8 protein-coding genes are annotated in these 14,902 nt (G+C 53.9%); 3 read left to right on the top strand and 5 right to left on the bottom strand.

The features are described from left to right. Positions 1–528: 528 nt before the first annotated feature. The gene (locus tag GT409_RS01125; RefSeq protein ID WP_160626144.1) at positions 529–5,664 is read left to right on the top strand and encodes an Lcl domain-containing protein; all 5,136 of its coding nucleotides are present in this window, start codon (positions 529–531) and stop codon (positions 5,662–5,664) included. Positions 5,665–5,675: 11 nt separating this feature from the next. Continuing rightward, the gene (locus tag GT409_RS01120; RefSeq protein ID WP_160626143.1) at positions 5,676–6,653 is read left to right on the top strand and encodes an InlB B-repeat-containing protein; all 978 of its coding nucleotides are present in this window, start codon (positions 5,676–5,678) and stop codon (positions 6,651–6,653) included. 49 nt (positions 6,654–6,702) lie between these two features. Here GT409_RS01120 and ablB read toward each other — a convergent pair whose 3' ends face one another. The 5 genes from ablB to GT409_RS01095 all read right to left on the bottom strand — a co-directional run bounded on the left by ablB (position 6,703) and on the right by GT409_RS01095 (position 13,653). Further along, positions 6,703–7,533, bottom strand: coding sequence for a putative beta-lysine N-acetyltransferase (gene ablB, locus GT409_RS01115; protein ID WP_160626142.1), 831 nt, complete (start codon positions 7,531–7,533; stop codon positions 6,703–6,705). 682 nt (positions 7,534–8,215) lie between these two features. Beyond that, positions 8,216–8,773, bottom strand: coding sequence for an LA_2272 family surface repeat-containing protein (locus GT409_RS01110; protein ID WP_160626141.1), 558 nt, complete (start codon positions 8,771–8,773; stop codon positions 8,216–8,218). A gap of 370 nt (positions 8,774–9,143) precedes the next feature. After that, a complete protein-coding gene (gene gtfA / locus GT409_RS01105) occupies positions 9,144–10,586 on the bottom strand; it encodes a sucrose phosphorylase (protein ID WP_160626140.1) in 1,443 nt (480 codons plus the stop codon). Continuing rightward, positions 10,583–12,772, bottom strand: a complete 2,190-nt coding sequence (locus tag GT409_RS01100) for a sucrose-phosphate phosphatase (RefSeq protein WP_160626139.1) — start codon at positions 12,770–12,772, stop codon at positions 10,583–10,585. The genes gtfA and GT409_RS01100 overlap by 4 nt, the downstream gene beginning before the upstream one ends. Before the next feature lie 8 nt (positions 12,773–12,780). Next, entirely contained in the window at positions 12,781–13,653 is an 873-nt protein-coding gene (locus GT409_RS01095) for a PfkB family carbohydrate kinase (protein WP_160626138.1), read from the bottom strand. A gap of 154 nt (positions 13,654–13,807) precedes the next feature. Between GT409_RS01095 and GT409_RS01090 the strand changes: the two genes are divergently transcribed. Next, the gene (locus GT409_RS01090) at positions 13,808–14,902 is read left to right on the top strand and encodes a mechanosensitive ion channel family protein (protein ID WP_160626137.1); all 1,095 of its coding nucleotides are present in this window, start codon (positions 13,808–13,810) and stop codon (positions 14,900–14,902) included.

Here is a 14,902-nt window from a genome sequence, read left to right as displayed (position 1 = left end):
ATTAATTGGTTTTCCATGTTCGGGGCCTGCCGTTCCGCCTTCCTGGTCGGAGGTCTTATGCTGTCTCATGTCTTCTCCTTTGTTCAAAGGCTACGCAGATTCTCAGGATGTTGGTTGATTTATCACGAAAGAATTGGAGCCAGGCGATCTTTCATTAATGGATGTCTCCCCAAAGCAGGGAAGTCGGTTGCCGCCCGTTTAGAAAGTCCTTTTAGAAAAAGGCTGCGTTGTCTGCCGAGAGAACTGTTGAACCGTGCGATATCGCTCGGCAGACGGGATACATTGCGCAAGTCGATTTTCATCGATTTTGACCGTCCTGCGCTCCGTCTCTATCATAATTATTTTTTACATTTTTGAGAAAATACAGTCAATAATCCCGTTTGGTAGAGTTGTCTGTCATTTATGTTTGCTGCAGGTTTTATAATGGGTGAGCGTTGTTAACCCTTGGTAATCATATAAATATGATTAAAAATGTTGCTCGGGTTATAATTGTTGTGCAAAATTAACCGCTTTTTAACAGGAGGGCTTATGAGACGATTGTTGCAGGCATGGATTGGACTGTTTTGTTTAGTTGTATGGATTGCACAGGCGGATACCGTACTGTTAACCGATGATTTTGAAGATGCTTCGATTGACTCGTCGAAGTGGACGCTGATCACAGGCACAGGACACACAAGTTTTGATGACTCCTCAGCGGGAGGAACCGTGACTGAGACCGCAGGGTATCTGTTTATCCAAAACGCGGCGGGGGCCTATAAATCCAAACTGCTTCCGGTTGATGGTAAAGGTGAAATTGTTGTCACGCGCAGTATCTATATTTCCAGAGGCAGTGGCTCTTTGGTTTCGAGGCCAGATGAAATTGTCGCAGAGGATGGAACCGTTTTGTTACGCTGGGGCTACCATGACTACAACGATGGCAACACTGTTCGTGATGGATTCGGCGGTTTTGATGATCCGTCTTTGGTGGCTGTAACATGGGATACCACTTGGGTTAATGAGATTATAACCTATGACCCGGTCACCGGACAGGGCTCTTATTCAAATGCAAAAGGGACTGCAACGGTTACGGGTATTCCGCTTCCCTCCGGAACAACCAATTTATATTTGCGAGGAAGCGCATACGCTGAAGGGAGCAGTACTGACTATAAAGCAATTAATGATTTCACTGTTACGCAAACCGACCGCAAACTGCTGACGGTCAGCTCGGCCTACGGCTCGCCGGTTCCAGGCATTGGAAACAGTGCGTATGATGTGGGAACGGTTGTGACCTGCTCGGTGGAGAGCGTCACGGCCGATGGGGAGAAATGTCTCGGCTGGACGGGCACGGGATCGGTTCCGGCCTCCGGAACCACCAACGAGGTGGTTTTTACGCTGTCCGAGGATTCGTCCATCACGTGGCACTGGAACGTTCTGCTGGATGATGATTTTGAGGATGGAACTCTGGATGCTTCCAAATGGACGGCAATTAAAACCACGTCCTATACAGAATTTAATGAATCTTTGGCCGGATTGACGGTGAGTGAAACGAACGGGGCGATGCGGCTTTATTCCAGCGCCATCGACAACGGCGGGGCTTATCGCAGTGCGAACCTTTCGGTGGATGATCAGGGGCAGATTGTTCTTGAGCGCCGTACACAGGTGCATGCCAAGTATGCGATGGCTTACATGACTGAGAACCTGATGAGCGAAAGCGGTGAGACGCTGCTGACGTGGGGCTATTACAACTATGATGCATTCGGGGTTTCACGGTTTGGGTTCGGCGGATTTAATGATGCGCGGGCAACCGGCGTATGGGATGAGTGGTTTGATGAGGTGATTACCTATGACCCGTCGACCGGATACGGAACCTACTCGTTGAATGGAAGTGATCCGGTGCTGGTCTCGGGAGCGGCGATGTCTGCGGGGACGAGCAATGTATATCTGCGGGGCGGTGCTTCGGGTGCATATTATGGGCACACCAAGCAGTTTGATTCGTTTAAAGTATTGCAGGATGATCCGGTTAGTCTTTTCCTGCTGAGTGTTGCGTCTGAGCAGGGAACTCCCGATCCGGCCGTCGGCAGCTTTGTTCATGAGCAAGACGCATCGCTGACCCTTTCGGTGGGGCATCAGATGACCAACAACGGGACGCTTTATCAATGCACCGGATGGACGGGAACGGGATCTGTTCCATCTTCGGGGACGACCAATACGGTCGATGTGGTGATCACGCAGGAGTCGTCGATTACGTGGAACTGGGAGATCATCGGCCAGTGGCTGGACATCACTGAAATTGGGAACGGATCGGTGAATCTTTCCAGTGGTTTTTATGCGCCGGACTCTGAGCAAACCTTGATTGCGACTCCTGATGCCGGCAGCTGGTTTGCCGGATGGGGCGGCGATGCCACCGGTACAGAAAACGTTACGCTGACGATGGATGCGCCCAAAACGGTTGCTGCGACCTTCCGGAATGATGTTCTGCTGGATGACGATTTTAACGATGAAAGCTTGGATACGTCGGCATGGACGGCGATCAAGGCGTCTTCTGGCGGGTTTAGTACCAATTCTGCCGGATCGTCTCTGACGGAATCGGGCGGGACGCTGAACATCAGTTATGATGTGTTGAACGACGGCGGTGCCTATATGACCCGCCTGCCGGTTAGTGACCGGGGAATTATTACGATTGAGCGTCGAACCAAAGTCTCCGCCTCTGGTGCTCCGACCATGCTGGAGGTGCTGAGCACAGAGAGCGGAGATACGCTGCTCTACTGGATGTATACAAGTGCCGGGTTCGGATACGGCGCATCATTGGCTCCTGCAGTTTGGGGGGAGTGGTTCGATGAAACCATCACCTATGATCCGATGACCGGGGAGGGAACGTACTCCATCAATGGGGGAACACCGGTATCCATTGCTACAGCCGATGAAATGCCGGCGAACACCACCCATGTGCTTCTGAAAGGTGGCTCGGCTGGTGACACTACTGGCGGGACGAAACAGTTCGATTCATTCACTGTTTCTCAAGGGACGGATTCCAGTCGTGCGGCTTTGACCATTGGAAGTGCGCTGGGAACGCCATCGCCTGCTGCCGGTTATGAGGTCTATGATTCCGGAACCATCATTACCTGCACGGTTGACAGTGCATATTTTGACGGGCAGACGCATTACATTTGTTCGGGCTGGAGCGGAAGCGGATCGGTTCCTGCATCCGGAACGACCAATGAGGTGCTGGTGACTCTGGAAGAGGATTCAACGTTGGGGTGGACCTGGGCAGAGGTGGATCACTACCTTGAGCTGACGGTTGACGGCGGTGGAGCTATCAACCTGAGCAGCGATTTCTATGCAGCGGACTCGGTTCAAACCCTCGTGGCAACACCGGCGGCCGGATGGGAGTTTATTGGCTGGGACGGCGACGCAATCGGCATCGGTGATGCCGTTGTTACGATGAGTGAACCCAAAAGCATAACAGCCCGCTTTGTCAGCCTGCTGCCGACCATTACGAATATGACCGTGGCGCAGGTTGAAGGAACGAGAACCGTAGCCATTTCCTTTGAAACACCGGCAGATGAAAGCCTGATGGCGATGGTGGAGGTGTTCCACAACGGAACCAACCTGAATGCGGACGCATTTTCCGGTGCGGGAATGGTTCAAGGCGGAACCAACCAGACGATTGTCTGGGATGCGGGTGCGGACTGGAACCTGAATGTGGATGAGCTGACCTTCCGTTTGCTGCTAGACAATGGGTTGCCCTCATATACGCCTTATGAAGGTGGCATCGTTAACATTCCCCAGACCGGACAGACGCAGGGGATGTATGATGAAGAGGACGGGAACGTGCGACCCGGACTAACCTGGCCATCTCCGCGTTTTACCGACAATGGGGACGAGACGATTACGGACAATTTGACCGGTCTGATGTGGGCAAAATCCGCTTCGTCGGCGTACTGGCACACGGCACTTCAAAACTGCGACGGTTTGACGCTGGCCGGACATGACGACTGGCGCCTGCCAAATGTTCGTGAGATGCGAAGCCTTTGTAACTATGGGCTCCATGACCCGGCCATTGAGTCCAGTGTTTTTTCCAGTCTGCCTTATAATGACTGGTACTGGACGAGCACCACGCTCCCGAACTACAGCTTTAAATATGCGGTTAGTCTTGCGGCCGGAACAACCTATGCGCATCTGACCTATAATTATGGAACCTATTACAGCAACTATTACCTTCCGGTCCGTACGGCGATGAAGGGTTTGGCAGACGTTCCCCGAACAGGGCAGACTCAGGGAACCACATATGCCGGCGAAGACGGGGACCTGCAAGCCGGTGCTGCATGGCCGTCGCCCCGCTTTACCGATCATGGCGATGGTACGGTGACCGATCACCTGACCGGCCTGATGTGGTCCCGCCAATCTTCGGGAGGCACTGTGATGCGTGGGTTTGCGCTGCAGACGGCTGAGAATTCCGCGCTGGCGGGATATGATGATTGGCGAATCCCCAGCGTGAACGAACTGGAATCGCTGTACAATTATGATACGACCGCCTATATGCCGGCTGGGCATCCGTTTGTTGGAATGCAGACGTCATCCTCGGCGCGGTACTGGACCAGCACTCTATATTCGAAAGATTCCAACTATGGGTTTGCGGTGAGCTTCTATGACGGAGAGGTTGAGCTTGCCCAATCCGCTTATTACCTGACCTGTCGAGGAGGAGTGGCCACTCTGGAGTCCGTGCCATCCGCGGCGGCGGCTCAGGTTGCGCTGGCTCAGAGCGGGCAGACCAACAGCTATGTGTCAGGCGATGACGGCGCAAGCCGGATCGGTGTCGAATCTACTGCTCCACGGTTTACGGGGGGAGGTGATTTTGTCTATGACGAGCTGACCGGTTTTACATGGTGGGCCGTCGGCCTGGGCCCGATGCAATGGTCAGATGCCGCCACCGCTGCGAATCAGAATAACTGGAGACTGCCCAATGTGAGGGAAGTGCTTAGCTTGATCGACTATGGGCAGTCGGGCACCGCCCTGCCGGAGGGTCATCCCTTTACAGGAATTCAAAGCAGTGCAAAGCTCTGGACCAGTACCAGCGCGGGAGGATTCACAGGCGGCAGTACCGGTTGGCAGGTTGATCTGGAATCCGGGAAGACCCTCGAAGCTTCAAAGACGGAGTATGCATACTATCTTGTTGTCAGCACCAATGTGTATGAGAGTGCGCCGCTTCAGGTCGCTGTCACCGGCCAGACCAACAGCTATCATATGGCGGATGATGGTGCCGTGCAAAGCGGTGCGCAAGAAACCGGTGCGCGGTTCTCGGACAACGGAAACGGCACGGTTAATGACAACCGAACCGGCCTGATGTGGCTCGGCTCCATGCGCGCCTGCGGTGCCATGACCTGGGCAGAAGCCGTGGCGTATTGCGAAAACCTCAACTTCTGTGGCTACGCCGACTGGCGCCTGCCCAATGTGCGCGAAATGGAAAGCCTCGTGGATTACAGTCAGCGTGGGGATCAAACGGTGCTGCCGCAAAGCCACCCGTTCTCCAATGCCACCATCAGCGGCAGCAGTTATTTCTGGACCTCGACAACATACCATCCGGATTCGGGGAGGGCCTTGGCCATCAGCTTCTACAATGGCGCCATTCAGGACGGATCAAAAACATCCACGGTCAATGTCTGGCCGGTGCGCGGCGGAGAATAATTCAGGAGAGAATGATGAAATATTTAAAAATAATCTTGTTTACGGTTCTCGGAATTTCAATCAGTGCATTGGCGGTGCGCTCCACCAACTCGGTGAGCGCGACGGTCGATTCCCGGGATTATGTCCTGACCATATCAACGCCTCACGGAGAGTTGTTTCCTTCAGCGACAGCAGGTGTCACAACCAATTCATGGCATCAATCCGTTTACAGCACGTTTTACGAAAATCCTGTTTTTGAACAGGACGGAACTATTCTGCTTAACTGCGCCGGTTTTTCGGGAATAGGGATTGCTCCGGCATCGGGCAGCGGTGATTCGACCACGGTTAAACTGACCAATGTGGTGTCCTCGCTTACATGGGAGTGGGATACATCCTATTGGGTGACATGGGGTGTGTCAGGTCTAGGCGCTGTACAGCCGATCGATATGGCTTATTCGGGCAATGGAGCCTGGTTCCCGGATGGCGGAACGAACCATCTTCGCGCGGTTCCGGATTATGGCTGGCTCTTTACCGGCTGGAGCGGTGGAACGACCACCGGTCCGTCAGCAACCAACCTCTATTTTACGGCAACCGCACCCACCAACCTTTTGGCATCCTTCTCCGACGATCCGGATGGCGACGGCCTCAAAAACACCAACGAATGGGCCGTTGGCGCCAATCCGTGGATGGCTAATACGGATGGGGACGATTATGATGACCTGTTCGAGTTCAACAACGGTCTTTCGCCGACCCGTGACAGTGCGCCGTTTATTTCTTACATTCGGGATAATCCGGATACCTATGGCCTTTACAGCTCCAACGCCGTGCTTGACGTAGCCGTTGGGCAGGTTGCGTTGGGCATCGAAGGAACTACCGCCCGCCTGCGGTTACAGGTTGAAAAATCTGAAGACCTCGTCACATGGACCAACGCCGGCGATGTTGTTGAATGGACGCTTCCGGTCGGAGGAGAAAAACAGTTCCTGCGCGTGCGCAGCGCCCCCGGCGAATAGCCGGAAGTTCCGTCGGCCAATTTGGCTTCCAAACATTGGAATTCGGATATCAGAAGCTTTTGTGCCAGAGATTCATGCTTTCGATGGAACCGGAGATCTGGGTGTTGTTGATCAGCGTGCCGCCGAACGTGTAGCCGCATTTTGAAAAGGTGATGTTCATGCCGGGAGAGATGGCGCGGGCGATGGTGTAGAGCGTGGCGATGCCGCGCTTCTGCATTTCCGGTTCCATGAACTTCAGCAGATGAACGGCCAGACCGTTGCCGAGGTGTTCGGGCAGGGTGGCGAAGTCGGTCATTTCTGCGTTGCGGTTTTCTTTATCCATTTCGCCCGAAGCGGCCGCCGCGATTTTTCCGTCTTTTTCCGCGACGAAGTAGCAGACGTGGCTTCGCATGGTTTTGATTAAATAATCCGGGTCGTGAATCGGGAAGGGGTAGGACTCAAAGACCTGTTTGTAGACTGCGGCCAGTTCTTCTGCGTCAGCTTCGACAGCCGGACGCATCGTATATCCCTCTGGAAGCGGTTTGGGCTGTGTTCCGTTTTTGGACTGCGCGAGGATAATGATGTTTTCAATTTTATTGCGCTGCCGGGTGGCTTCCCGCATGGGATCGATGAATTTTCCTAGAAACGTTGCCGTGGTTTTCCCGCTGTAGAAATGAGGAATCATTCCTTCGCGGCAGTAGCCTTCGCGGACAAAGGCCGACGCGCTGGGGCCGGGCACTTTTGCGAAGATTTTAGTGTAGCCCTTCTCGGCGGCCAGTTCGTTGAGCTGGCCGATAATGCCGGGCATATCGGCAGGGTCGAGTTTCATCAGATAGATGCGGTTGTTGTCCGGTCCGTGCTGAATCTGTGAATTTCCGAGTTTCTCAATCGTGTCGTGCATATACTTTACCCTACCGGTCTCATCTCAGGTTTCAACCTTTCACCGGGAAAGATTGGGTTTGGGCTGGAGCATTCGGGCTTCTGACGGGATCAACTGAATTCACAGGATCATGTTCACAGTCGAGGTCCGGACAGAGAACTCAGAGGCACGGAGAATTTAACCACGGAACACACGGATTGTACGGAAAAGGCAAGCAGGGAGGCGTGTCACACGCCGCCGCAGGATCGATTTGAAATTTCTATGATTCTTCTGTCATAGTTCATCCCTCATCTTTCAGCCACTTCACGGCAAGGCTAATCACTGATTTGGTCAGTCCGAATAAAAGCCATCGTCTAAAGCCCGGGGCTTTCTTTTTGTTGTTCGTGTCAAAATCATACCAGCTTTTTATTGGATGATTTTCTTAAACAATTCCTCATTTGCTGTCTAAAAAAACGTAAGCTGAACAATATATTTTGAAATTTGATGGGTGACGAGACGGGAGCAGGCCTTGGATTACTTGATTACGGGACTGACCTTTTTGACTGCATCAGAGCAAATACAGTGCAAACAGACCTTAACTTAGCGCCATTCAGGACTGTCCCCTTGGATGTAAAAAAATCCAACCCTTGGAAACAGGTTGCACCTGAAAATTTTTCCGAGGGTTGGACGTCGGGCATGCCGGCCTCGTTAAGCGGTTAGAGGGCTAGAAGCGCCAGTTGACGAGAATCATGGCCGGTGCCAGTTCTTCGGGCAGATTATCGAACCAGATGTTTTCGGGCATCATGTTGACGAGTCCGATCTGGATGCCAGGGCCAGAACCTTTGGTGTAATTGACCAGTCCAACCTGAAGACCGGTGAGGTTTCCGGTCATGTTGACTCCGCCAACCTGCAGGCCTTTCATGGTTCCGCCGGCATAGTTGACCGCGCTGCCCAGCAATCCGGCAAACGGACCTCCCTGCCATCCGGTGAAGTCACCTTCCGTATGGTTGACCACTCCCCATTGCAACCCTTTGTATCCGTCTGCATAGTTCAGGATTCCAACACTGAGTCCGGCGCTGTTGCCGGTGGTTCCGTTAACCAGCCCCAAAGCGAAGGAGTGCTGCGGGTTTTCGCCCCAGAGGCTCAGCGTGATTCCGCGGATCTCTGTAATGCGGTCATGCACAGCCACGTCCGGTGTAAGGCTCAGGTTGAACGGCTCCGTTTGTGCCGCCGCTCCGAATGCGGTTACGAGTGCTGCTGCGCCAATTACGATTTTCTTCATGGTGGGTCTCCTATTTATTGAACGATAGATATTTTCAGGGATTGGAAAAAGTTCCAATCCTTGGAAATGTTGTGGGGATTAAATATCGTCTCAGTGGGGTGCCCGGTCCGGGCGGATGAGGCGCCGGTCTTTTTCGAGCGCATCGATCTGTGCCTCATCATCTGGAAGAGTTTTAATTGTCGTGCCGCTGCTCTATACCTGAACATTGCTTTGATGGTTTTTGTAGGCGGCTTCCAGAGATTTACTGTCGCGAAAGGAGCGAGCCGAAAACAAAACGCCCGGCGATGATGATTAGAAGAAGTCGTTTCGTTGTCACAGAACAGCGTGGCCGAGACAGATCTGACAAGCCTTGAAAAAGAATGCGCGGTGATTAAAGAACGATGGTTTGTTCGCCGCCTTCGTCGTCGGTATAGGTGAGGGAGCATTCGTAGGTTTTCAGGTGGATGTGAACGGAGGCGCGGTGCTGCCCGTTAGTGCGGGTGAGGTGGAGCTGGTTGTCCGGGGTGTCGCCGATGGTGAGGTCGCCGTCGAACGCACGGTGAGTGCTGCGGAATTCCATGAGGCGCAGGAGGCGCTGAACGACGGGTTTCTGAATGTCCTGATTCACTTCTTCAATGCCGTAGTTGTGGCGGTTGATGTCGCGACCGTTGCGGGTGAGTTCGACGAGATCGGTGTCGTTTTCGCCGGCGAGCAGGCCGACATAGTAGATCTGCGGGATGCCGGGGGCGAAGAACTGGATGGCGCGGGCGGCGATGTAGGAGTTGTCGTCGCAGTTGAGCGCGGAGTAGTAGGTGCAGTTGATCTGATAAATGTCCAGATTCTGGTATTCCGGGCCGGAGTAGATCTTTTTGGCGTTGGAGCCTTTTTCGTAGAGCCCTTTGACGGTGCTGTCGATTTCTTCCTGGGTGAGCAGGTCCTCGACGTCGACGATGCCGATGCCATCGTGTGTGTCGAGGGTGGTCATCTGTTTGCGCGGGCAGATGTTCAGCCAGTGTTTGAGTTTTTCTCCGGTGTGATGATAGAGGCTGTGGAGGACGAGCATGGGCAGGGCGAAGTCGTAGCACCAGAAGTCGTGGTCGGCGAGCTTTTGCTGATAGCGGTGGTGTTCGTGGACCTCGGGGAGGACGTCGGCATCGAACGGCGCGACGCAGTCTTTGAGCCAGTCGAGCAGTTCCCAGACGGCGGGCTCGCGGAAGTAGCAGTCGGTTCCGATGTCGACAGTGGTGTAGGCAAAGGCATCGAGCCGGATCATTTTGGCGGAACTGCGTGCGAGGCGAATGAGTTCATTACGCATGTAGGAGCGGGTGAGCGGCGAGTTCCAGTCGAGATCGATCTGTTCGTAGTCGAAGGTGCACCAGATGCGTTCAATACTTCCATCGGGACGCTGGATTTCGAGGTAGGGCGGGCGCGGCTTGCGGGTGTAGACCTTGGCGAGGTCTTCATCGCTGATGCCGTTGGGACCGAATTTATTGAAGCTGAGAAACATGTCGGCGAACTCGGAATCGTCTCCCAGTTCGAGGTAGTTCTGGAAGAACGGCGACTGGCGTGAAATGTGGTTGACCATAAAGTCAACGGTGAGGTCGAAGTCGGCTGCGATTTTTTCAACGTCGGTCCACGTTCCGAACTGGGAATCAACTTCCGCGTAGGTGATGGGCGCGAAGCCGCGGTCGGCGGACGATGGATAGAACGGAAGCAGATGCACCCCTCCGATGGCGGTGCTGAGGTGCTTGCGCAGGCAGTAGTGAAGGGTCAGCAGGTTCCCGCCAAGACTGTCCGGGTAGGTGATGAGCTGGACTTTGTTCTGAATGTTCATGAGTTTTCCAGTTTCGCTTTGACGTTGTAGTGTGCGAGTCCTTCGAGGATTCCGCCGGCGCATTCGGCGTCGGCAAAGTACACTTTGCGCTGGCCGCGGAAGCGGTCGAGCTCATGGCTGTAGTTTCCGACCACGATTCCGTTGAGGTCACCGCGCAGCATTTCGGCGTCGTTGCCGGAGTCGCCGGAGACAATAATGCTGCTGAGCGGAATGTTCCATTTGTAGCTGATGTAGCGGATGGCCTTTCCTTTGGATGCGCGGTGCGGAAGAATGTCGAGGAACTGCTCGTGTGAGTAGATCATTGTATAGCGGCATCGGTTTTTCTGCAGAAGTTCATGGACCTGCGTCAGACGGTCTTTTGCCGGGTCCATGTTGTAGCTGACCTTGAACGGCCGCTGGGTGTCTTCCTCCTGATACTCGAGGAAGTCGAAGTCTTCGAGCAGGCTGCGGATTTTTTCGCGGTTCCAATGGTTGGAAAGATGCGCCGCCCATCCGCGGTCGGGGTGGTGCTGACCGCCGTAATAGATTTCGGCGCCGACGGAGGTGATCATGACGTCCGGTTTCGGCAGGTCGTATTCGGCAAGAATCTGCAGTGCGGAATCAATCGTCCGTCCTGTGGCGATCCCGAAACCGAGTTGATTATGATGCGTTTCGAGGAAGGCTTTTAATTCATCCAGTCGACTGTTGTCATCACCGATGAGCGTGTTGTCGATATCGGTGATGAAGAAATGGTTGAGTTTGGCAAAGCGGCGGCCGATGGCCGTCGGGGTTTTGGATGCATCCGCTTTGTCCGGCGGATTATCGTTGATGACCGTGCGGATCTCTTTGAGGTAGTTGGTGGCGTGTGTTTCCCAGGTGTAGTGTTCGCGCACATTGAGCAGGCCGTTCTTTGAGTATTCGTCCCAGAGATCGGGGTCTGCGACGATTTTTTTGATGGCGGTTGCAATGGCTTCTGTGTCGGACGGCTCAACCAGCTCGCCGTTTTTGCAGTTTGCCAGAATGTCGCGCGGACCTCCGTCATCGGTGGCGACCAGCGGCAGGCCGGTTGCTGCGGCTTCGAGAAGGGTCAGTCCGAACGGTTCGGTGAGCGCGGCGTTTACAAACACCCCTCGGCTTTCGGCAGCGATCCGATAGAGCTCCGGCACTTCGAGCTGGAAATCGTGTTTCTTCGGAATTGCCATTTTTCCGTAGAGGTCATACTTGTCCATCAGCAGAAGCATGTCGGTCAGGACGCCCTGTTCGTTGTCTTCCATCTGCGTGATGTCTTTGCGGATTCCGGCGTAGATGGCGAGATTGGCCATGGCCTGCAGGTCTCGGCTTTTGCCATAGGCTTTGATGAGGCCGTTGATGTTTTTGCGTTTGTCGGGCCGGCAGAGTGCGAGGATGAGCGGTTTTTCTTTATTTTTAAAGAAGCGCTCCAGCTCGCGCAGAATCGATGCGTGTGCGTGCAGCAGTTCTTCGTCCGGTTCTTTCTCGGAGAGCTGGCTGTGGTAGTAGGGATAGAATTTATCGAGATCGAGTCCCGGCGGGATGACGCGGAAGGTCGGGAACTGGTGACTCAGATATTCGCCGTACTGCTGGTCGACTTCCTGTCGCGTGCTGGTGATGATCATGTCAGCGGACTGAAGAATTTCCTCTTCTGTTTCGATCCGCTGCTCAATCATGTATCTGCGGTCGATTTTGTCTTCAGTCATTCCGTCGCTGAGAAGTTTGCGTTTTTTGGAGCGTCCCAGCGAGTGACCGGTGAAAATAAACGGAACTCCAAAGAGGCGGCCGAGCCACATGGCGACGTATCCGGCATCGGCATAGTGGCCGTGTACGAGATCGGGCAGTCGACCTTCGCTTTTGATGAATTTGATCGATTTGTCGATATATTCATCCAGATGCCGCCAGAGCAGTTCTTTGCGCATGTATTTGCGGCCGCCGCACGGAATGCGGATGATCCGGAATTTGTCGGTGATCTGTTCGACGGCTACGCTGTAGTCGTCCGAAACCGTCGGGTCGTCGATCCGCCGGGTAAAAAGGTCTACGCGGCCGACACCCGGCTGCCGCGACAGTTCCAGCCCTTCTTCAAGAACATATTTAATCTGTCCGCCGGTGTCGGCGTCGCGGCCCATTTCCAGGTTGCTGCCGCGAATCAGTCCGTGCAGGCTGAACATGTGAATGGTGAGGTCGTCGTTTTTCATGATATTATTTAAGTCAGTGTTTTGTAAATGGAATCGTCGTCCGGCACGGCGCCGGGAACGGTGCAGACAAATTCCGCCAGCCGAGTGCACTGTTGCAGTGTGGTGTGGGAATCGGCGTTGTTGACGAGGCAGTGAGCCAGCATGGCCGCAAAAGCATCACCGGCGCCGACCGTATCCACAATGTCTTCTTTGGTTAACGGGCCGGACGGCATTTCGGTTTTTGTGCCTTCGCGGTAGAGCGCGCAGCCGTTCGATCCGCGGGTCAGCGCGACCTGTTCGATGGCGTATGTCTGCATCAGCCATTCGACGAGCACGTCGCCGGAGAGATCCGATCCGGTCAGTTTTCCAACCATTGGAAGTTCATCGTCGTTGAGCTTCAGGATGTCGGCCTGCTGCAGGGATGGGATCAGGATCTCGCCGGAGGTGCAGCCGTCGCGGAAATTGACGTCGTAAAACCGCTGAGTGGACTTTGGCAGAGACCGCAGATAATTCTGCAGCCCTTTGCGGCCGGCTTTGGTGCGCTGGATGAGCGAGCCGAAGGAAACCATTTCCGGAGACATTGGCGGCAGGGCGTCGAAATCAATAAAGTCATATGCCGCATTGATCACGATGTCGTAGGTTGGAACGCCGCCGGGATCGAGTGTAATGGCGACACGTCCGGTGAGGGCCTCGTCATGCCGTTGGAGCCAGTTGGAATCCAGACCGGTTTCCAGAACCAGTTTCAGCAGTTCCACTCCGTATTTGTCTCGTCCGATGCACGAAACAAAACGCACATCGTGGCCCATCCGGTGCAGGTGCTGCGCGAAATTAAACGGAGCGCCGCCCGGTCGCCTGCCTTGCGGCAGTTCGTCAAACAGGATTTCCCCCAATACTAAAATCATTCTTCTGATGCGGTTCTTCAGTTGTTCTTCGGAAACCTGCGTTCTATTGAAGCGGACTCAGATTGAATGTGAAGGGTTTTTGTAATATTTTCTGGGAACGCCTGCCGATCATTTGTTTTATGGAGTCGTACAGCAGGAAACACAGGGTGAAGATATGACGACAGATTTTTTCGGAAATTTGGAAAATACGACCTTCCTTGGCAATGCGCTGGATCGATGGGCAACTGCCTGTGCGGTTGCCGTGATGATTGCTCTGGCACTTTGGCTGATCCGGGTGGTTGGGCGTCGTTGGGCCCGGCGCGAACTCCGGCGGCGGTTTGTTCAGAAAACAGTCCATGCGCTCACAACGACGGCCGGCAGTATTTCCTACCCGTTTATCGCGGCCGTTTCAGCCTTTGTTGGCAGCCGTGTCCTTGAGCTTTCTGACACGGCATCATTATGGCGACGGTCGGCAATGGTTATGCTGCTGATTATTCAGTGCGGTGTTTGGGTGAACGCGTTTCTGACGGCGGCGGTTCGCCGTTATGAACGGCAGCATCTCGAACAGAACGCCGGCAAGGTGACGACAGCAAGGGCTCTCGTTTTTATGGGCCGGATTTTCATTGTCGTTCTGGTGGTGCTGGCCGTCCTTGACAATATTCCCGGAGTCGATGTGACCACGCTGATCACCGGATTGGGGATTGGAGGGATCGCGGTTGCGCTGGCGTTGCAGAACATTTTGAGCGATCTGTTTGCTTCGCTCTCCATATCACTCGATCGTCCATTCTCAATCGGCGATTTTATTATCGTCGACAACTTTCTCGGCACGGTGGATCACATCGGGTTGAAAACAACCCGCATTCGAAGCCTTGGAGGCGAGCAGCTGATTTTTTCCAATAACGACCTGCTGAAAAGCCGCATTCGGAATTATAAACGAATGGAGCAGCGCCGGGTTGTTTTTGGGGTTGGTGTCACCTATCAGACCCCGCCGTCCAAACTTCGGAAAATTCCGGACATTTTCAAAGAACAACTCGACCAGTTGGATGATGTCCATTTCGATCGTGCCCACTTTAAAGCCTACGGGGCGTATTCGCTCGACTTTGAGTTTGTCTATTATGTTCATAGCGCGGATTACAACCGTTACATGGACATTCAGCAGGCCATCAACCTCGGTCTTTACGAAGAGTTTGAGAAAGAAGGCATTGAATTTGCGTATCCGACCCAAACGCTTTACATGGATCGCAATGAATCGGACGTTTTGCCCGACTAG

It is taken from the genome of Tichowtungia aerotolerans, from assembly GCF_009905215.1.
Classification (GTDB): Bacteria; Verrucomicrobiota; Kiritimatiellia; order Kiritimatiellales; family Tichowtungiaceae; genus Tichowtungia; species Tichowtungia aerotolerans.
Note: the sequence above shows the minus strand (reverse complement) of the source record. Positions and strands in the feature narration are given on the sequence as shown.